Below are 20676 nucleotides of genomic sequence, written 5' to 3'. Positions count from 1 at the left end.
TCTCGCCAACAACTTTCTGCATAGTCATTGGTGAGATTTTTAATTATTGATGCAAAGCCCTAGACAAAAATGTTACAAACTCCGCTCGCGTTACAGGATCATTTGGTCTAAAATTGCCATTATCTCCAATTGTGATTCCATTTCCTGTGAGTATAGCGATAGATTCATATGCCCAGTGTGTTTTTGGCACATCCTTGAAAGTATCTTTATTTGATGAAGTTAATTTAAAGGCCAAAACCAATACTTTTGCCATTTGAGCGCGTGTCATATTAGTAGTTGGCTGGAAATTCCCGTCTATGCCATCAAACAGACCTGCCTGTTGTACCTGATTGATTACCTCAAAATAGAGATGGCTTTTAGAGATATCGTTAAATACTAGCGCTTCTTTTTTCGGCTCTAGCTCTAATGCTCTTGTTAACATCAGGGCAGCATGCTGGCGCTGAATTGGTGCATTTGGCTTGAACGTGCCATCTTGATAGCCTGTAATAATGCCCCGCTTTGCCATCTCCTGAATCATCGCCCATGCCCAATGTCCTTGAGAAGTATCTGAAAAGATGATATCTGGCTCTTGTTGGGGTGTTAGCTCTGTTGGTTGTGGCTCTGTTGGCTCTTCAGGTTTAGGGTCTGGTTTTTCAGGTATGGTTGGCTCTGGTATTGGGGCTGGATTCGGAGATACACTTCCTCCACCACCCGATGAACCGTCTGTTACCCAATGGGCATATAATGTGATATTGGACGTCACTACATCTTTGGAAAAATTCCATGTTATTGTGAAATTAATATCCTTATACCAGCCTGTAAATGTATAGCCTGCCTTTGTTGGATCTGCTGGCTTTGTTGCTAAGGTGTCTTCAGTTACCTTCTGTGATACTACTGTACTTCCTCCATTTGTATCGAAATCCACCGTATATTGTGTGACTATCTTATCCCATTTGGCATACAAGGTTGTATTCTTGGTTACCTTATCAGTTGTAAAATTCCATGGTGTTGTGAATTGAGCATCCTTATACCAGCCTAAAAATGTATGCCCTGCTTTTATCGGGTTTACTGGTTTACTTACTAGTCCCTCATAAATTACTGTAATAGGATTGATTGCTGTCCCCCCATTTGTATTAAATGTGACAACATATGCATTTGCTATCCATTTCGCATACAAGGCTAGATTGGATTCTTCAATATCAACAATGCTATTTACTGCATAATCTATACCATCCCCCGCGTTAGTGCTGTTCCAACCATCAAATGTATAGCCTGTTTTTTCTAATGATCCTATATTATCTAAGATCGTTGCTGGAGTATTTCTTGGGTACATATTCGTATCTACTGGCGGATTTCCTTGTTCAGAGCCATTTCCATGATAGATAATCTGATAAGTCAGTAATTCGAACTGGTGATTATATTGATTGGCATAGGCTTGTGCAGTCGATGCATCATGACCATAAACAATTAAATTATTTGGATTTGCATTAAAAATATCTTCTAAAAGAATCGTTGCATCCGATAATATTTTCACATGTTTAAGATTATTGTCGTTAAAGGCATTATCCTCTATAGTCATTACATTTTTGGGAATTTCTACACTACTAAGTCTATTCTCCCCAAATGCCCATCTACCAATAGTCGTTACACTACTAGGAATCTCTATACTTGTTAGCCGATTATCGAGAAATACACTTTCCGCTATACTTGTTATACTGAATGGAATGGTTACATTTGAAAGTTGATTTGTAGCAAATGCATACTCTCCCATACTTACGACACTAGAAGGTATCACTAAAGAGGTAAGGTTATTATCTGAAAACGCCCATTCTCCTATAGTCTCCAAAGTTGCTGGTAACTCAATGTTTGTTAATTGGTTCTCCATAAATGCGAAATCCCCAATTGTCTTAAGTTGATTTGGTAGCTTTACTGTAGCAAGTGCATTATCTAAAAATGCATATGAGCCAATTTGAGTCACTTGATCTGGTATTTCTATAGCAGTAAGTTTATTTGTAAAGAATACACCTTCACCTATCTTTGTAAGGTTATTTGGTAGTTTCACATATGTTATTTGATTTTCTGCAAATGCCACATCTCCAATACTTGTTACACTGTCTGGTATAATTACCTGTGTAAGACCTTTTTCACCAAATGCTCCACTACCTATTGCTGTTACTGCCCTGCCATCTAGCTGACTTGGAATGGTTATTGCAACATTAGTACCAATGTAATCTCTAATCGTTACTGACCCATCCCTATTTTTTGTCCACTCATAATCTTCTTCATTGACATGATCTGGAGAATCTAGTCTTTGGAAGTTTATATTCAACCTATCTGCATACTCTTTTACCGAAGAGTTCTCTGGAGCGTACATAACAACATCAGGACTATGCCCTATAAAAGCATCATCACTTATTTCAACATCTTTAGAATGTATAATGATTTCCTTTAAGTAATTATAAGAAAAGGCTCCATCCCCAATACTTTTTACACTTTCTGGTATCTCTAAACTTTCAATATCATTCCTTGCAAATGCATTTGCCCCTATTATTTTTACACCATCTGGGATTTTCACCCTGACAATATCATTCGTTGAAAATGCATGATCTCCTATACTAATAACACTATTAGGTATATCTACGCTTTCTAGCAAATTTCCGGAAAATGCATAATTTCCGATACTACTTAGATTATTTGGAAGCATCACATTTGTTAGTTGGTTTAAAGAAAATACACCATCACTAATATTCGTTAGATTACTTGGCAGTGTCACACTTGTTAGCTGATTTTGATAAAAGGCATAAGCACCAATCGTTGTGATTGTTTCAGGTATCGTGAGGCTTGTCAGTTTTTTATTATTAAACACCCAAGGGTCTATTCCTGTTACCATCTTCCCTTGCAATTGATGAGGAATTACAATATCTCCTCCAGTACCTGTATATGTCTTAATAGTTACTGATCCATCAGGGTTATCTTCAACATCATAATCAGCTTCATTAGCAAAAGTAAAAGGGATTTTTAATATCATCATGAAGAAAAATAGTGTGAACCATATTCCATATCTAACACTTTTGGCTTTCATATAGACTCTCCTTTCTTTAAAAATGAAATAATTCTTCTTCATCTTAAAGGTAATTATTTACTCCTACCATTGAGGAATGTTAATTATTTTCAGGTAAATACAAAAATCCCATCATTGGTAGTCTTATCACACCAGTGATGAGATTTTTTCTTATTGAGAAAGAGCTCTATATAAAAAGGTTGCGAACTCTGCGCGTGTGACAGCATCATTAGGTCTAAATTTACCTTGATCACCTATTGTGATACCGTTTGACGCAAGAATAGCAATATAATTGTATGCCCAATGAGCTGCAGGTACATCATGAAATGTTTCTTTCTTATTGGCTGTCAAGTTTAAAGCCTCTACCAATACTTTTGCCATTTGTGAACGTGTCATATTAGATTTCGGTTGGAAGTTTCCAGCTATGTATTGTTTATATGTAAAAAAAGACCGCTACCTAAAAAAGATAACGGATAACCTTATGCCAGTGGGTTTAATAATATTGCCTGTGTTCGGTTTTTAACACCTAACTTACTATAAATCCCCGAGAGATAGACACGTACTGTACCTTCAGATAAAAATAGCTGCTCGGCTATTTCTTTATTAGAAGCACCTTCTAATAATAATGAAAATATTTCCTGTTCACGAGTTGTAAGGGACGCCAATGGTGAAATTTGCTTATGATTTTGAACGCATTTTAGCAAGTGCTCAACATAGCTCATGGAAACCTCTCTCCACTCCTTTTCATAAGATTGCTGTCGAATAGTGGCATATTTTTTTAATAAAGCATATGTTTGAGGCTCATCCATAAAGGTTCTGATATATTGATATGGCTCGGCTAATTTCAAGGCTTGATGTAACGTCAACAACGCCTTATCTGCTTGTCCTTGCTCTGCCAAACATATGGCTAATAAAATTGTTGCTTCAATACAGGTAGATAGCTGTCCTTGTTGTTGTGCCTGTAATTGCACCTGTACAATTAGTTGCTGTGCTTCTAGAAGGTGCTCTTTCATGAGTAAATAACGTGCTTTCACTAGCAAATAAAATGGAGAATTCTTATCCATATTTTCTTTAATTTTGGCTAACTCCTGTTCTGCTTGGACAACATTGTTTTCACGTAAAAATAATAGTGCCTTCATCACTCTTATACTATCAATCCAATGACGTTCATTGATAGTTTCAATTGCATGGTCTAAAACGCTTTGGGCAACTATATATTGCTCTTCTAAAGCGGCTATTTTACTTTTTAGAATGTACATCGGTACTAATAATCCTGGATCTTGGAATTGATGACCAGAACGTAATGCTTCCTCTAATTCTATTGATAGCTCATCCCAGTGATTCCACTCATATAATTTTTCTGCACGCATGCCATAACTATAGCCTGTCATACTTAAGTTCTTAAATTCCCCTGTTCTAAACTTAGCGAAAAATGACATAGCCTGTTCATCTGAAAGCAACTTTCCTCTAGACCCAATATTTGTTCTAAACAACATATGCTCTGTTTGATTATATTGTATAAAAATTGCGTCCCACTTGGACCCAATTGGATTTCTCTCCAGCCTTTGTCGAATGTATTCCGCAGCTTGTGATAGATCTCCATTTTTCATGACAAAGACATAGGCTTTCACACCTAGAAAATCATCGACAGCAGATGCATACACGTTTTTATTCATCCATTGATTTGTCCTATGCTTTTGTTCTAGCTCTAGTATCGTCTGATAAGCATTTTCTAAATTGTGTAATGCTGCGAGTGTATAGGCGTACATTACCATCAATTCTGGATGTACTTCATAGCCATTAGCCAATAAAGTATTAATCCAATTTATATACGATGTTGAATGACCACAGGAAAGGAATGTTACAAGATGCTCCTGAATCCATTGTTCAGCATACATAAACACTTTGCCGCTTAAAGCAAGCTCTATAGCAGATAAAAAATTTCCGTTATTATATAAAGCAACAGCTGCTTTTTCATATAAATTCAAAATATCATGCTGAGTAAAACGTTTGCTTAACTCTTGACGCAATGTTTCTCTAAACAAATTATGGTATCGAAAGACCTGTTCTTTTGCTTCCACTCTGCTAATAAATAAACCTTGGTGATCAAGCTCTAATAAGACATGTTGAGCATCAGTACGGTTTGTTAGAACATTACATGTTTCAGAGGTTAATTGTTCCAAAAGCGAGGTATAAAGAAGAAATGTTTGGAGTTGTGGTGCTAGTTTGGAAAAAACCTCTCTCATAAAATAGTGGGCCACATATGAATTACTTTCTTTAATTTGTTTGTCATCCATATTATAGAAACTTGTTAAATTGGTTAATTGTAACCCTGCAGGCCAGCCTTCAGTTATCTTAAAAACCTTTTGAAGCTCCTTCTCATTCAGTTGTTTGTTTAATTTTTTATAAAATTCTTTTGCCTCTTCATACGTAAAAAGTAGATGCTCTACACCAATTTCAAGCAAGCAATGGTTTAATCTCCACTTTGCAACAGGTAATGAAATAGTCGATCTACTAGTCATATAAATAAAGCAGTGTTCAGGTAAGAAATCAATCAGACGAGTCATTGTTTGATGGATAGCAATATTGTAAATATGATGATAATCATCAATCATAATGTGAATCTTTTCAGTAGATAGCGATAATTCGTTTAATAGCGAATCCACTAAATATTCTAATGGTAACTGTGGTTGAGCATGGAGTATAGAATCAATTCGGGATGCTGCTTCTGGCTGTAAGGCATGACCAATCGCATGAATTAAATATTTCCAATAACGAATTGGGTCATTGTCTGTTTGGTCAACTGTAAACCATGCCACCATTGTATCAAGTTGATGAACCCAACTACTTAACAAAGTGGTTTTACCATAACCTGCTGGCGCTTGCACTACGATAAGCTTAGCTGATGTCTGTTGTAAAATGGCATTTAATCGTTCTCTTTCAATAATTTGCTCTCCCGTTAGGGGTCCGGTTGTTTTTGAGGCTAATAAAATATTTAGCATCATTTAACCTCCCTTCTGTTTAACAATTTTAATAGCCTAGCCATTCTTTTGCCCATACAATGGCCTTCATACGAGATTTCACACCTATCTTACTGTATATTTCTGTCAAGTATATACGAATTGTTCCCTCTGTCAGCTGTAATTGTTGAGCAATCTCATTATTAGAGGCACCTTCTGCGAGTAATTGCAGAACATCTTTTTCCCGTTTTGTAAAGTTAGCGAAAAACTCATCTTCTAAGCTGATATTCTGTAATAGTTTATTTACATATGCTAACGGTACTGAATTAAATATATCTCCCTTACTATGCTGACGTATACGCCAGTATTTATTAAGTAATGGCCAGATAGAATCCTCTTCTATAAATGTATGATAATAACCATGTAAAACACCCTGTTCGAGGAGAACATGTAAAACAGACAAAGCAATGTCCTCTTGATCTAGTTCAAATTGACAAGCGGCTTCTAATAAACCTGCTTCAATAAGCGTAACCATTTGTTTTTCTTGAATTGCTCCCTCTTTCAAACGGATGGCAATTTGTAATGCTTCCTCAATTTGATTTTTAGCATACAATATTCTACCTTGAATTAATAAATAAAACGGATTCCTTGATGCAATTTTATAGCTAATAAAATCAGTAACTCTTAAAAACTCCCGTTGTGCATAAGAAATATTCCCTTCAAGCAAATAAGCTCGTGCCTTCATAATATATAACATGCCAATCCAATAGGATTTATCTGTTTTCTTCATCGCTTCTGTCAATAACATATGTGCATCTTCAAATTGTTTTTTAGTCAGACAAATGCGAGCCTTTAAAAGATACATTGGTATAAATAATCCTGGATCTTGAAAACGCAAACCATATTGTAAGGCTATCTCTAAATTTTCACTCGACCTTTCTATATCATTTATTTCATACAATATCTCTGCTAAAAGCCCATAGGTTACCCCTGTAATATTTCGATCCTTTATTTCACTTTCACACAGTACCTGAATTAGTGCTTCCAGTTTTTCAACTGGTAAGAACTTACCGTTTGTGCCTGCAAAGGTACGCAAAATTCTAGGTTCAAATTGATTGTACTTTAAAGAGATACGATATAAAGAAGACTTTTCCTTTCTTACATTGACACGTATTTGTAAACCTACTTTTGCTTTTTCAAGATTTCCATCCTTCAAATAGGCAACATAAGCATTTATAATTTCAAAGATTTTTGATACAGCAATAAACTGAAAGCCATCCATCCATTTCAATATATCTTGTTTAAAAAGTAGTTCCTCAATGATTTCATTTGCTTTCTCTATTTCATGCGTAGAAAACAAAGTGGTGATGTATAAGACAAGCATATTAATATCAACTGAAAATTGGGCATTTCTTAGTTTCTGTACCCATTGCCCAAAAAGTAAAGTATGTCCCTCGGCAAATATTTCAACTAGATACTTTTGAATCCATTCGTGTGCCAGTTCATATAATGTGCCATTTAAGGCAAGTTCAATTGCAGCTACATAATCTCCTCTTAGGCATAAGTTTGTGGCTGCTTCGCGATAAATAGAATGAATCATCTCATGTGAATACTGCCTTTCCAGTTCTTCCTGAAGTGCATACCTAAATAAAGTATGGTAACGATAAACGGATGGCTGACTCTGTATACGTTGAATGAAGAGACAGTTTTTATCTAATTCAATGAAAGTATTCAAACTATCTAACCCTAACTCGTTCGTTATAGTTGCACAAATACTAGGGTCTAAGTCATTTAAAATTGAAGTACGCAGTAGAAAATCTTGAGTTACTTTAGGTAATGTAATAAAAACTTCTTGGATGAAAAATTCATGAATGTACGGACTAGCCTCTGTTAACATTTCTTTACTGCTTCGACTATCAATACTATCACCTGTGGCTAGCTTAATAAGTTGTATGCCTGCTATCCAGCCCTCCGTCACCTTTAGCAAAGGCTTCAGTGCGCCAACTTTCTCTTCCTCCGAAATGGATTGGAAATAGACATATTGTAGCTCCTCTAAATCTAAACATAATTGATCTGTCCCCACTTCTAGCAACCAGCCTTTTACACGCCAATTTGCTAGAGGTAGTTCTAAATTTGTTCGAGTCGTTATGTATAGACGTACATTAGCGGGTAAATACTCAATTAATCGGATAAATATCTGATGAATCTGAGGATGCTGGATTGCCTGAAAATTATCAAAAACAATATGAATAGTTTCTTTATATGCATCTAGTGTATCTAGCAGTGAATCTACTGCTGTCTCAAAGGAAATATCAAGTAAATTTTCAAATTTGTTTTCGAAACCATTAATTATGCTTAACGATAAAGTATGTATCAAATATTTTATAAACCGTAAAGGTTCATTGTCGTGTTGATCAATTGTAAACCATGCTACCGATTCTTTAATATGCCAGCACCATTGACTTAAAAGTGTTGTCTTTCCATACCCTGTGGGTGCTTGAACAATGGTTAACTTCTTCATCTGATTCTTAGCAAGAAGAGTCAGTAATTTTTTCCTCACAACAGCGTTTGGCACTGTACGTGGAATTGTTACTTTTGATTTTACCCATACCATGTCCATTCTTTTGCCCCCCCTTCTTTATTCATTAGTTCTCTATATTTTCAAATTTTCCTGCCGTTTGATTTTTCCATTCATTCAATTCAGCGGTATAAATATTTTCAAAAAAATTGAAGCAAACCACTTCCCTTTTTTTAATTCTAGCGTTAGAATACTATTATATTATTTTCCTCTAGGAAACTTTATTTCGCAAACGATACTTTTTTAAAGGAGGAAACAATATGGTTTATAAACAAGTCACAAAATCGTCTGCCGAGGCGGTTTTAGATGGAGATATAAAAGGTTGGCGACGCTTTTTGCCCTTTCTTGGACCTGCTTTCATTGCAGCCGTCGCTTATATTGATCCTGGTAATTTTGCCACAAATATTACAGCTGGTTCTCAATATGGTTACTTACTCCTTTGGGTAATAGCCTTTTCCAATTTAATGGCCGTGCTTATTCAATCCTTATCTGCAAAACTTGGTATTGCGACAGGAAAAAATTTACCTGAGGTGGCACGCGAGCATTTCTCTAAAAAAACATCTATATTTCTTTGGATTCAGGCTGAATTAGTCATTATTGCTACAGACCTTGCTGAGTTTATTGGGGCAGCATTAGGGCTTTATTTATTATTTAATATTCCTATGCTTCCCGCAGCATTGATTACTGCAGTTGGCTCATTTGCCATTCTAGAACTTCAAAGAAGAGGATTTAGAGCCTTTGAAGCAGGCATTTCTGGTATGGTTTTAATCGTCGTATTAGCATTTGCCTTTCAAACATTTTTAGCTCAGCCGGAATGGGGCGACGTAGCGTTTGGCATGTTCACACCTCAGTTTGAAGGAGTGGATTCATTACTATTAGCCACAGGTATTTTAGGGGCAACTGTTATGCCTCATGCTATTTACCTACATTCTTCTTTAACACAAAGTCGTATTATCGGTCGTAATGAAGAAGAAAAAAGACGAATTTTCCGTTTTGAATTTGTTGATATTATCATCGCTATGATCATTGCTGGAGCTATCAATATGAGCATGCTCATTATTGCGGCAGCAGTATTTCACACGCAAGGGATAGTAGTAGAAGATTTAGATGTTGCCTATAACGGCTTAAAGGATGCTCTCGGCCCGATGGCTGCGATATCTTTTGGTCTTGGTTTACTCATCGCAGGGCTAGCCAGTTCCTCTGTAGGGACTTTAGCTGGCGACGTAGTCATGCAAGGATTCATTCAAAAAAAAATACCACTTTATTTACGTAGAGCGATTACTATGGTCCCACCGCTAGTAATTATTGCATCCGGTGTGAACGCAACCTATGCACTCGTACTCAGTCAGGTTGTTTTATCTTTCGGTATTGCATTTGCTCTTGTCCCTCTCGTTATGTTTACAAGCAAACGAGACATCATGGGCAGTTTAGTCAACCACCGTATTACCACTATCTTAGGTTGGTTTGTTGTTATCATCGTTGTGGCATTGAATATTTACTTACTGTGGGAAACAATATTTGGATAATAAAAAAACCCCGTAAAAGTTAGATTGATGTCTAACTTTTACGGGGGAATTCAATGTAGGTACCTGTTTTTTATTTGATTAGACATCGACCTTCTCGACATGTCGAATTGCTAAGTAGGCAATACTAAGACCTATGATGGCTAACGTAATTGGAATAATAATAATATCATTCAAAGTAAAGTTACCTGAATTGGACGAAGTCACAGATACAATGAAAATAGATGAAATAATGGTCGTCGGTATCGAGTATTTTCTCATCCCGAAATACAACGGGATTAAAGCTATACCTGATGCGGCAATCGCATTCATCAATACGGAAGGGATGTGTTGTATAATTAATGAATTTGATAGTACGTCAGGAATTAATTCAAATCTATCGCTAATAATACAGAAAATCGTTGTGATAATAGCATTGGAAATGATGATCGCACAAAAAGTAAAGAGCATGACAATCGCAAGCTTTGCGGCGATTAATTTCTTTCTACTTATAGGATACATAAAGGCTAGTGTGATGGTCTTAAATTTATATTCACCGATAATTAACTTAGCTATTAATGTAGAAGCGAAAATAATAAAAACAGCTCTTACAAATGAATCAATGACACTTAAAGCCACCTCGTAATTTTCAAGTCCAGGATCTCCTTCTACTTTAGAGATAAATAAAATCATAAACAAAAATCCTAGAATAACAAAGTTAGCAATAATAGCACTTTTAATATATGAGCCTAAATGAAATTTTTTCATTTCTAAACGCATTAAATTAAGCATGCACAATCCCTCCATTTATTAACTTTAGGAAGTAATCCTCTAATGAACTTGTTTTTTTGCTAATCTCCTCGATTTCAATGTCATGTTCAATTAATGTTTTCGTCAGGCTCTTTTGGGATACTGTCGAATCATAAATTCGTATAGAGTTATCGTCCATCAGCTTGAAATTAGCAATCTTCAATTCACTTTCTAAAATGAAGGCTGCCTTCTTGCCATCATTTACAATCACTTCAATATAGTCTGCTTGATTACGATTTATTGTATCCATTGTTACTTCCTTGATGAGTCTACCATCTTTGATAACGCCAATTGTATCGGCCAATTGTTCAATTTCCCCTAATATATGACTGGAGATTATTATCGTGATGCCATATTCCTTACAGAGCATTTTGAAAAGCTCTCTCAACTCTTTAATCCCTATTGGGTCTAACCCATTAATTGGTTCATCTAAAATAAGGAGCTCTGGCTTTGTAATAATGGCACGTGCAATACCTAGTCTTTGTTTCATCCCCAGTGAAAAGTCTTTTACACGTTTCTCCTCTGTATTTGATAATTTCACCAGATTAAGAACATGAGCAATTTCCTGCTTATCGTAATACCCCATATATTCACAATGCAGTTCTAAGGTTTCCTTCGCCGTCAATTTTTCATAAAAAATAGGATATTCAATAATCGTCCCCATTCTTTTTAATATTTCGTAGGATTGATCCGTCAACTTCTCACCAAATATTTCAACATCCCCACTTGTTGGCTTCGTCAGATTCGTTAACATCTTCATAACTGTCGTCTTACCTGCACCATTGGGACCTAAAAAACCATATATCTCTCCCTTCTTCACGTTCATATTGACAGCAGAAACCACTTCTTTTCCTTCGTACACTTTCGTAAGCTGATTTGTTTTTACAATGTATGTCATGTAAATCTCTCCCTCAAATGTGCCTATTGTCATTATAAAAAAGGAAACTCTCTAATTTATTACTTGATTCTTACAAATTTCTTAAATGCATAATAAAAGCCTGTAAAGCATTGAAAGCTCTACAAGCAGGGTGTATTCAATACATCATTTGTTTTAAAGCAATTGTAAAAATGGTCTTTTTATAGGGAATACTTGATAACTGGATGGAACCATCCATTATCTCCACAAGACGCTTTGTAATGGTTAGACCTAGGCCACTCCCTTGAAAGGATTTATTTCGAGAGTCCTCTAGCGTGTACATTCTCTCAAAAACATTATCAATATGGTATTCTTCGATCCCTTTACCACAATCCCACACATCAATATAAATATTAGTTTCATCTTTTCTTACGGTTAAGCCGATCACATTACCATCCGCGCCATAAGCTATAGCATTCGATAATAGATTGTTTAGAACTCTATCTAATGCTTCTTCATTGCCAAGGGCATACATTGGCGTTTCTGGAATCGTAATACTGATATCTAATCCCATCGAAGTGACCATATCGTAAAATGATAAAATATTTTTACGGCAAATTTCACAGACATTGATTTTAGTGATTGGATAATCCGTATCTCCTGCTTCTAATTTGGCTAAATCAAAAAATGTATGAATGATGTTTAATACTTCTAATGTTTTAGTATGAACACCCGTAAGTAGTCGTTGGCGTTCCTCCTCACTAGTCGAGCTTTGAAGCTGAAGTATTTCGATATAGCCTAATACAACAGTTAAAGGCGTTTTTAAATCATGCGAAATGTTCGCCAACATTTTTTTCATGGAATCTTCCATTTTTCGATGCGTTGCCTGAACCTTTTGCTGATGGTCCAACAAAGCATTCATTATAATAAGTAATTGTTGAATTTGCGAATTGGTCGTCGTTACTAAAATCTTTTCATTACTTTGTTCATTAACAATCAACTGTAGTTTTTCATGCATATATTGGATCGTCTGATCTTGTTCTTTTTTCCCTTTCCATTGAAAAATAACAATTCCTATAAGCGCCACAATAATGAGTAATAGAATGATCATCATATCTTTTATCCTTCAAACTTATAGCCAATTCCCCACAGCGTTTTAATATACTGAGGGTTGGATGGATCATCTTCAATTTTTTCGCGTAGTCTTCTAATATGTACATTTATAATATTTTCATCGCCATAGTAAGCATCTTTCCATATTAGCTGATAAATTTGCTCTTTTGTAAAAACTCGCTGACGATTTGTCACGAACAACTTTAAGATGGCGAATTCCTTTGATGTAAGTTTCACTTCTTGTCCATTTTTATTGATAGAAAAATTAACAATATCTATCTTTAAATTTCCTATTACTACTACATCTGTTTTGTTATCCATATGGCTAGAGTATTTCGTAGCTCTTCTAATAACCGCTTTTACGCGCGCAGAGAACTCCAGCATAGAGAATGGTTTAGCAATATAATCATCTGCCCCTAAACCCAGTCCTAATGCTTTATCTACATCACTATCCTTTGCTGACATAATAATAATAGGAAGTGCTGCCTGTTCCCGAATTATTTTTAATACTTCTAATCCATTAAGTTTAGGAATCATAATATCTAAAATGACTAAATCAAAAGAATGATGTAAACAATATTGTAATGCTTCTTCCCCATTATTTGCGGTTGTGACATCGAAGCCTTCCAATAGTAAAAAGTTTTCTACCATTTCACGAATAGCCTCATCATCTTCCACTAGTAAAATATGCTTTTGCATTTTCATGCACCTCTCTCCACTAAAAAGTCAAAAATACGACCTTCCATATCTATAGTATATTACCATATATATGATATTTATTTAGACATATTTTTAACGTCTATATAAAAAAAGCTGTCCTATCAACCATCATACAACGGTTTACAGAACAGCTCTTCTTCTTAATCTTCCACCCTTAAATCACACTCTTGAAGCGGAAGCATTTTTGTTTTAAATTTGATTTTGTACCCCAACCATAATAATAGGAATAGTGGAATACCAATATAAGAAACGAGGATACCAGACCAATCAATTTTATCCCCTGTAAAGGCAGTGTAATTTTGCCCAATTACTACAATCATACAAATAGTAAAAGCAAATAATGGACCGAATGGATATAATTTTGCCTTATAGGGCAATAACTTTGGATCTAAGCCCTGTGCCTCAAAAGCACGACGGAAACGATAATGACTAAATGCTATACCTAGCCACGCAATGAACCCTGACATCCCAGAGGCATTTAAAAGCCAAATATAAACAACTCCATCACCAAAGAATGACGCTAAAAATGCTAAGCAACCTACAGCTAATGTTGCTATCAATGCATAAATCGGAATACCTCGACGACTTAACTTAGCAAAGAACTTAGGGGCATGCCCATCTACCGCTAATTGCCATAACATACGTGAAGATGCATACAGTCCAGAATTTCCTGCAGAAAGCATAGCTGTTAAAATAATGGCATTCATTAGAGAAGCAGCAAAAGCAATGCCTAAGCGGTCAAACACTAGTGTAAATGGCGATACAGCAATATCTTCAGATAATAGGCGCTCATCTGTGAATGGGATCAACATCCCTATAGCACCTATGGCTAAAATATAAAATAAAATTATACGCCAGAACACAGATTTTACTGCTTTCGGTATATTTTTACCAGGATCATCTGTTTCACCTGCTGTAATCCCAAGCAGTTCTGTACCTTGGAACGAGAATCCTGCTGCAAGAAAAATACCAAATGTAGCAAGGAAGCCTCCATGGAATGGTCCATCACTAATAAAGAAATTTGTAAAACCTACAGGTGCCTGTCCACCTAAAATACCAAAAATCATTAATATGCTAATAATAATAAAAACAATGACCGTCGCCACTTTAATCATCGCAAACCAGTATTCACTTTCGCCGTAGCTCTTTACAGACAATAAATTAAACGTCAGTACAATTGCAATAAATAATACTGTCCAAATTGCAGATGAGCTATCTGGGAACCAATATTTCATAATTAATGACACAGCTGCAATTTCAGCTGCAATTGTGATTGCCCAGTTATACCAATAGTTCCACCCCAATGCGAAGCCTAAAGCTGGATCTACAAATTTTGTCGCATACGTACTAAAAGAACCTGAGGATGGCATATAGGCAGCCATTTCTCCTAAACTTGTCATTAAAAAGTACACCATAACGCCGATTAAGGCATAGGCAAGCAGTGCACCACCAGGACCTGCTTGTGCAATGGCACCACCACTGGCTAAAAATAGCCCCGTACCAATAGTACCGCCTAATGAAATCATTGTTATATGACGGCTTTTTAATTCTTTTTTCAGCTTCGGTGCTTTATGGCCGAGCTGATTTACTTTTATTTCACTCACGATATAGCTTCCTTCCTATTGATGAGGCAAAAAAATGCCATCACATGAACAATGTGATGGCTAAGTTAATCCTCAGTTTTTCCTAAATGATAGCTCAACACGTTGTACAAACGTGACAGTTCTGTTCCTTTCGGAGACAGCCCCAGCATGAGGTTTTCAAGTCCCCTCACACTTCGGCAATATTTCCTTTCAGCTAATCTCTTCAATGCTTGTCATTTCAATTAGCATACTAATAAATACCGCGACCTCTACCTCAATACAAACATGAGGCATATAATTATTAAATTTATGATGTATATTATACTAACATAAGACCTAAGACTTTTCAATATAACGACTAACGTTCTGTATTTTGCGAATTTTCTACTATTTTTAATGATGTGATAAAGTGTTATAGTAGTTCAATTAGAATGGTTATAAACAGGGGGGATTTATGTTGACTACAAATGATCATTCGGCTAGCTACCCGAGTAGGAAAATTAGCTGGAAGGGAACAACGTTATTATTAGTCTTTGGAGTCATATTTATAGCATCTACTTTACGAATGCCACTAACTGTTGTTGGTCCGATTGTATCCTTTATCCGTGATGACCTTGGTATTTCCTATGTTCTGGCAGGATTTCTGACAACTATTCCATTGCTTGCTTTTGCGATTATATCACCATTTGCACCAGTTGTAGCACGAAAACTTGGGCTTGAGCTAACATTATTTTTATCTACTATTTTATTAGCCTTTGGAATTGTTCTACGCTCCCTCGGTACAACAGGATTGCTTGTATTTGGTACTGTACTAATTGGCGTAGCCATATCATTTGGAAACGTGTTGATTCCAGGACTATTAAAATTAAAATTTCCATATCATGTAGGTTTACTAATGGCATTTTTCACAATGTCCATGAATTTAACTGCTGGGCTTGGCGCAGGGATTAGTTATCCTATAGCCAATTCTTCACTAGGTTGGCAAGGAGCGTTGGCTGTAGCGCTTATACTAGTCTTATTAACGATTTTAATATGGATACCTCAATTGAAAATGAATAAACCAGAACCAGTTACTACAGCCCACAAGACAGGTAAACAACCCATCTGGAAATCACCAGTTACATGGGCTGTAACAGGTGCAATGGGTTTACAGTCTTTATTATTTTACACGACAGCAGCTTGGATTCCTGAAATTTATATTGCGCAAGGATTGGCTCCTGATAAAGCCGGTTGGATGTTTTCTATTATGCAATTCTCGCAAGTCCCTATGGCATTGGCTGTGCCTATTATTGCCAGTAAAATGACTTCACAAAGACCACTTGTCATCATGTTTACATCGTTCTATTTAGTAGGATTTGTAGGTGTTGTGATGGAGTGGACAACTCTTGGGATACTGTGGATGATCCTTTTAGGTTTAGCAGGGGGCGCTTCATTTTCATTAGCAATGATGTTCTTTACACTCCGTACACGTACTGCATTTGAAGCAGCCGATCTATCAGGATTTGCACAATCGTTAGGTTATTTATTCGCTGCCATTGGACCAATTCTTTTTGGTTACCTCCATGATTTATTTGGTAGCTGGAATACTGCAGGTTGGCTCTTTGTTGTTGTAGCTATGACACTCTTCTTATGTTCAATGAGAGCCTCTAAAGATGAATATATCTATTAAATTAAAGCAGATGGGAAAACTGATCCCATCTGCTTTTTGTCTACATAAATTTCTTTTTACTAGCGTTTTAGTAAGGCTAAAAGTTCCACAAGATCCTCTGTTGTGCTCTTAGTATGAGCCATAATAGCAGTGAAAATAGGGATAGCCTCTTGTAAGAGTAAAAAGCTAAAATAATAATAGCCTAAAAAAGCTTGCTGTTCATAGCCTTTTGGTGTATCTTCCTCCCACTCAAGCTCATCATCCTCTTCGTTTTCGGCCCATAAATATTTGCTATCTAATAGCTCTTGCATTGTTGGAACGCTATTTGTTGAATCTTGATAGTCCTCTGTTATTGCATGAGCCACAGCTAAATAAAGCTCTATTTCTTGGAAGGAGACATCCTCCACATTTTTGCTTGCAAGCTTTTTTAAAAGAATAAGCAGAACCCATGGTGTCACTTGCCATAGTGTTCCTTGATGTTCAATTAATTCAGCCAGCTTTTGATATTGATCCTGTTCAATCAGATGAGGAATGGCTGTTCCTCTGCCATAAGGTGTCGTCAGTTTTTGCCAAGGGATACTTGGAATGTGCTGGTTCAACATCTTGGATTGCTCCTCTCAAGAAAAGTTTCCTAGGAGCTGTTGGAGTACGAACAGTTCCTTTATAGTTAAAAACATGGTTTTTGATAAAAATAATTTGGGGTATGATAAACATTTATATAAGGCTTATGGAATATATGAGTAGTTGCAGGTGAAAGTGGTGGGATTAACCATGTCCAATTACCTGTAACATCTCGCCCTACTGATTCCTCAGCTTCTTCAAATAATTTAAACTGCTGGGCAGCAGTATGATGATCTACTATGCTTACCCCATCTTCTTTAAAAGAATGAAGGACAGCAATATTGAGCTCTACTAATGCACGGTCACGCCAAAGAGAAGCTTGTTTCGTTGTATCAAGATTAAATATCTCCGCAATAGCTGGCAGCATATTATAACGCTCATGATCTGCTAAATTGCGTGCACCAATTTCTGTCCCCATATACCAACCATTAAATGGAGCTGCTTGAAAATCAACACCAGCCATTTGAAAACGCATACTCGAAATAATAGGAACAGCATACCATTTCAACCCTAAATTCTCTACAGCTTTCGACTCTGGATGACGTATTGGCACCTCTAAAATATATTCAGCAGGAATTGTAAATAGCTGCGGTGCACGTCCATCTACCTGTATGACAAGTGGTAATACATCAAAAGGTGTCCGCTCACCTTGCCAGCCCATCGATTCACATACTTTTGTAAAAGTGATGGAATGTGCATCTCCAATAATGCCTTCTTCTGTTTCATAACCTGCATAACGGATTAGTTGATGATTCCAAATTCGTACTCTATCTGATGCAAACACTGTTATGGTCGGACGAATTTTCCCGTTATTTGTTGCATACTCTATATGCTCTAGTAACTTTTGAAAAATGCCCTCTTCATCTAAAACATCACGTGCATCTACTACATGCAATGATTGCCAAAACAATCGTCCAATACATTTATTGCTATTACGCCATGCTACCCGTGCGCCAAAAACTAGCTCTTCTGTAGTAGGGTTATACTTCCCTGCACTTTTAATCTGTTGTAATCTATTCTCTAACCACAGTTCGGATTCATTTTGTTCTACTTGATATTGACTTAAAAACTGCTGTATCTCCTGTATATTCATATCGATTCCTCCACCTCCCCTCATATTAGAGGAAGAAAGCAACAAGCACCATGAAAATAGCTATTGAAAAAACATACATATTGCATATATGAAATAGTTTGTTCAAATTTATCTTTAATCAATAAATAGAAATACGGTGGATCTCTTAGAAAGTGAGGGAAGTTATACGTTTTTTGTCTAGAGAGGAAAGGACTTTTTCTATTATCCCTAACATAAAAGCTACAAAACCTTGTTAAAGGATTTGTACAACCTTATTGTGTTTTTTAGTATAGGTTATTGCATATATAGAAAAAAGCATGTAGCACAGAACAGTGCTACATGCTTGATGACCCGTACGGGATTCGAACCCGTGTTACCGCCGTGAAAGGGCGGTGTCTTAACCACTTGACCAACGGGCCGTGGCTCCGAAGGCAGGACTCGAACCTGCGACAACCTGATTAACAGTCAGGTGCTACTACCAACTGAGCTACTTCGGAATAATGATGGGCCTAAATGGACTCGAACCATCGACCTCACGCTTATCAGGCGTGCGCTCTAACCAGCTGAGCTATAGGCCCATATTGGAGCGGGTGATGAGAATCGAACTCACGACATCAGCTTGGAAGGCTGAGGTTTTACCATTAAACTACACCCGCAAATAATGGTGGGTCAGGACGGAATCGAACCGCCGACACTTAGAGCTTCAATCTAATGCTCTACCAACTGAGCTACTGACCCGAAATGGAGGAGGTAGAGGGATTCGAACCCCCGCGCGGTGTTACCCGCCTGTCGGTTTTCAAGACCGATCCCTTCAGCCAGACTTGGGTATACCTCCAAAAATATTGAAATGGTGGAGCCTAGCGGGATCGAACCGCTGACCTCCTGCGTGCAAGGCAGGCGCTCTCCCAGCTGAGCTAAGGCCCCATTTATCATGAAAGATGATCGGAATGACAGGATTCGAACCTACGACCCCTTGGTCCCAAACCAAGTGCTCTACCAAGCTGAGCTACATTCCGAAAACGAAAACATAAATATATTGGCGCGCCCGACAGGAGTCGAACCCATAACCTTCTGATCCGTAGTCAGACGCTCTATCCAATTGAGCTACGGGCGCATAATTAATTAAAAATGATGAGCCATGAAGGACTCGAACCTTCGACCCTCTGATTAAAAGTCAGATGCTCTACCAACTGAGCTAATGGCTCGTAAAAGAAAAAATGGCTGGGGTACTAGGATTCGAACCTAGGCATGACGGAATCAAAATCCGTTGCCTTACCGCTTGGCTATACCCCAATCTTAAAATGGGGCGACTGATGGGAATCGAACCCACGAATGCCTGAACCACAATCAGGTGCGTTAACCACTTCGCCACAACCGCCACTATATAATAACAACTATATAACGAGTACCTCAATACCTGGCAGGGGCAGTAGGAATCGAACCCACACCAAAGGTTTTGGAGACCTCTATTCTACCGTTGAACTATGCCCCTAAAATGGTGGAGGGGGACGGATTCGAACCGCCGAACCCTAAGGAGCGGATTTACAGTCCGCCGCGTTTAGCCACTTCGCTACCCCTCCAAGGGAATGGTGCCGGCGATAGGAGTCGAACCCACGACCTACTGATTACAAGTCAGTTGCTCTACCAACTGAGCTACACCGGCAATAAAAAAGACGGTCCCGACCGGGATCGAACCGGCGATCTCCTGCGTGACAGGCAGGCATGTTAACCGCTACACCACGGGACCATTTTGGTTGCGGGGGCCGGATTTGAACCAACGACCTTCGGGTTATGAGCCCGACGAGCTACCACTGCTCCACCCCGCGATAATGATATGTTATTAAAAAGTATAATGGTGGAGGATGACGGGCTCGAACCGCCGACCCCCTGCTTGTAAGGCAGGTGCTCTCCCAACTGAGCTAATCCTCCATAGAAAATAAGCGAAGCGACGTCCTACTCTCACAGGGGGAAGCCCCCAACTACCATCGGCGCTAAAGAGCTTAACTTCCGTGTTCGGTATGGGAACGGGTGTGACCTCTTTGCCATCATCACTTCACTTATTCAATTGAAAGTCTTATTCTTTCAAAACTGGATAAACGGTTCATTGATTGTTTCAAACTTTTTTGGTTAAGTCCTCGATCGATTAGTATTCGTCAGCTCCATGTGTCACCAC

At 37.5% G+C, this 20676-nt stretch carries 13 protein-coding genes, 18 tRNA genes, 1 rRNA gene and 1 riboswitch; of the genes, 2 read left to right on the top strand and 30 right to left on the bottom strand.

Annotated elements, in window-relative coordinates:
* Nucleotides 1-43: 43 nt before the first annotated feature.
* The 4 genes from AO843_RS19450 to AO843_RS19435 form a co-directional block, all read right to left on the bottom strand.
* Nucleotides 44-3061 carry a leucine-rich repeat protein gene (locus tag AO843_RS19450; RefSeq protein WP_054612727.1) on the bottom strand — a complete coding sequence of 1006 codons (3018 nt, stop codon included), beginning with the start codon at nt 3059-3061 and terminating at the stop codon, nt 44-46.
* Between the two features lie 150 nt (nt 3062-3211).
* Nucleotides 3212-3421: an S-layer homology domain-containing protein gene (locus AO843_RS19445; RefSeq protein ID WP_197278963.1), complete on the bottom strand. Its 210-nt coding sequence runs from the start codon at nt 3419-3421 to the stop codon at nt 3212-3214.
* A 98-nt stretch (nt 3422-3519) separates the two neighbouring features.
* Nucleotides 3520-6042 carry a winged helix-turn-helix domain-containing protein gene (locus AO843_RS25500; RefSeq protein ID WP_054612725.1) on the bottom strand — a complete coding sequence of 841 codons (2523 nt, stop codon included), beginning with the start codon at nt 6040-6042 and terminating at the stop codon, nt 3520-3522.
* Nucleotides 6043-6070: 28 nt separating this feature from the next.
* The gene (locus AO843_RS19435) at nt 6071-8620 is read right to left on the bottom strand and encodes a winged helix-turn-helix domain-containing protein (protein WP_054612724.1); all 2550 of its coding nucleotides are present in this window, start codon (nt 8618-8620) and stop codon (nt 6071-6073) included.
* Nucleotides 8621-8838: 218 nt separating this feature from the next.
* Between AO843_RS19435 and AO843_RS19430 the strand changes: the two genes are divergently transcribed.
* Nucleotides 8839-10104 carry an Nramp family divalent metal transporter gene (locus tag AO843_RS19430; RefSeq protein ID WP_054612723.1) on the top strand — a complete coding sequence of 422 codons (1266 nt, stop codon included), beginning with the start codon at nt 8839-8841 and terminating at the stop codon, nt 10102-10104.
* Nucleotides 10105-10182: 78 nt separating this feature from the next.
* Here the strand turns inward: AO843_RS19430 and AO843_RS19425 are convergent, their stop codons facing one another.
* The 5 genes from AO843_RS19425 to AO843_RS19405 form a co-directional block, all read right to left on the bottom strand.
* The gene (locus tag AO843_RS19425) at nt 10183-10872 is read right to left on the bottom strand and encodes an ABC transporter permease (RefSeq protein ID WP_054612722.1); all 690 of its coding nucleotides are present in this window, start codon (nt 10870-10872) and stop codon (nt 10183-10185) included.
* Complete coding sequence (locus AO843_RS19420) at nt 10865-11788, bottom strand: ABC transporter ATP-binding protein (protein WP_054612721.1); 924 nt, start codon at nt 11786-11788, stop codon at nt 10865-10867. The genes AO843_RS19425 and AO843_RS19420 overlap by 8 nt, the downstream gene beginning before the upstream one ends.
* A 136-nt stretch (nt 11789-11924) precedes the next feature.
* A complete protein-coding gene (locus tag AO843_RS19415; protein ID WP_054612720.1) occupies nt 11925-12860 on the bottom strand; it encodes a sensor histidine kinase in 936 nt (311 codons plus the stop codon).
* Between the two features lie 5 nt (nt 12861-12865).
* Nucleotides 12866-13558 (bottom strand): response regulator transcription factor, encoded by a 693-nt coding sequence (locus tag AO843_RS19410; protein WP_054612751.1) that lies wholly within the window; start codon nt 13556-13558, stop codon nt 12866-12868.
* Nucleotides 13559-13719: 161 nt separating this feature from the next.
* Nucleotides 13720-15183 carry an amino acid permease gene (locus AO843_RS19405; RefSeq protein ID WP_054612719.1) on the bottom strand — a complete coding sequence of 488 codons (1464 nt, stop codon included), beginning with the start codon at nt 15181-15183 and terminating at the stop codon, nt 13720-13722.
* An 82-nt stretch (nt 15184-15265) separates the two neighbouring features.
* Nucleotides 15266-15442: riboswitch (Lysine riboswitch) on the bottom strand.
* A 177-nt stretch (nt 15443-15619) separates the two neighbouring features.
* Here AO843_RS19405 and AO843_RS19400 point away from each other — a divergent pair.
* Nucleotides 15620-16831: a CynX/NimT family MFS transporter gene (locus AO843_RS19400; RefSeq protein WP_054612750.1), complete on the top strand. Its 1212-nt coding sequence runs from the start codon at nt 15620-15622 to the stop codon at nt 16829-16831.
* Between the two features lie 59 nt (nt 16832-16890).
* On the opposite strand, the gene AO843_RS19395 is transcribed toward AO843_RS19400, so the two are convergent.
* From AO843_RS19395 to rrf, 21 genes are all read right to left on the bottom strand, one after another.
* Nucleotides 16891-17412 (bottom strand): hypothetical protein, encoded by a 522-nt coding sequence (locus AO843_RS19395; RefSeq protein ID WP_054612718.1) that lies wholly within the window; start codon nt 17410-17412, stop codon nt 16891-16893.
* A 65-nt stretch (nt 17413-17477) separates the two neighbouring features.
* Complete coding sequence (locus AO843_RS19390; protein WP_054612717.1) at nt 17478-18524, bottom strand: nitric oxide synthase oxygenase; 1047 nt, start codon at nt 18522-18524, stop codon at nt 17478-17480.
* Nucleotides 18525-18850: 326 nt separating this feature from the next.
* A tRNA-Glu gene (locus AO843_RS19385) sits at nt 18851-18922 on the bottom strand.
* Nucleotide 18923: 1 nt separating this feature from the next.
* A tRNA-Asn gene (locus AO843_RS19380) sits at nt 18924-19000 on the bottom strand.
* Between the two features lie 7 nt (nt 19001-19007).
* Nucleotides 19008-19081, bottom strand: a tRNA-Ile gene (locus AO843_RS19375).
* A gap of 4 nt (nt 19082-19085) precedes the next feature.
* Nucleotides 19086-19159 (bottom strand) — tRNA-Gly (locus AO843_RS19370).
* 6 nt (nt 19160-19165) lie between these two features.
* A tRNA-Phe gene (locus AO843_RS19365) sits at nt 19166-19241 on the bottom strand.
* Nucleotides 19242-19245: 4 nt separating this feature from the next.
* Nucleotides 19246-19338 (bottom strand) — tRNA-Ser (locus AO843_RS19360).
* 13 nt (nt 19339-19351) lie between these two features.
* A tRNA-Ala gene (locus tag AO843_RS19355) sits at nt 19352-19427 on the bottom strand.
* 18 nt (nt 19428-19445) lie between these two features.
* Nucleotides 19446-19519: transfer RNA gene (locus tag AO843_RS19350), tRNA-Pro, on the bottom strand.
* A gap of 21 nt (nt 19520-19540) precedes the next feature.
* A tRNA-Arg gene (locus AO843_RS19345) sits at nt 19541-19617 on the bottom strand.
* Nucleotides 19618-19635: 18 nt separating this feature from the next.
* Nucleotides 19636-19708, bottom strand: a tRNA-Lys gene (locus tag AO843_RS19340).
* A gap of 13 nt (nt 19709-19721) precedes the next feature.
* Nucleotides 19722-19796: transfer RNA gene (locus AO843_RS19335), tRNA-Gln, on the bottom strand.
* Nucleotides 19797-19805: 9 nt separating this feature from the next.
* A tRNA-His gene (locus AO843_RS19330) sits at nt 19806-19881 on the bottom strand.
* Between the two features lie 40 nt (nt 19882-19921).
* A tRNA-Trp gene (locus AO843_RS19325) sits at nt 19922-19995 on the bottom strand.
* A 4-nt stretch (nt 19996-19999) separates the two neighbouring features.
* Nucleotides 20000-20083 (bottom strand) — tRNA-Tyr (locus AO843_RS19320).
* Nucleotides 20084-20090: 7 nt separating this feature from the next.
* Nucleotides 20091-20166 (bottom strand) — tRNA-Thr (locus tag AO843_RS19315).
* 11 nt (nt 20167-20177) lie between these two features.
* A tRNA-Asp gene (locus tag AO843_RS19310) sits at nt 20178-20250 on the bottom strand.
* Nucleotides 20251-20254: 4 nt separating this feature from the next.
* Nucleotides 20255-20329: transfer RNA gene (locus tag AO843_RS19305), tRNA-Met, on the bottom strand.
* Nucleotides 20330-20356: 27 nt separating this feature from the next.
* A tRNA-Val gene (locus tag AO843_RS19300) sits at nt 20357-20432 on the bottom strand.
* A gap of 11 nt (nt 20433-20443) precedes the next feature.
* Nucleotides 20444-20559 (bottom strand): 5S ribosomal RNA (gene rrf, locus AO843_RS19295).
* Between the last annotated feature and the right edge of the window lie 117 nt (nt 20560-20676).

The organism is Lysinibacillus sp. ZYM-1, from assembly GCF_001308875.1.
In the GTDB taxonomy this organism is placed as follows: Bacteria; Bacillota; Bacilli; order Bacillales_A; family Planococcaceae; genus Lysinibacillus.
This window is presented reverse-complemented; position numbering and strand designations above follow the sequence as displayed.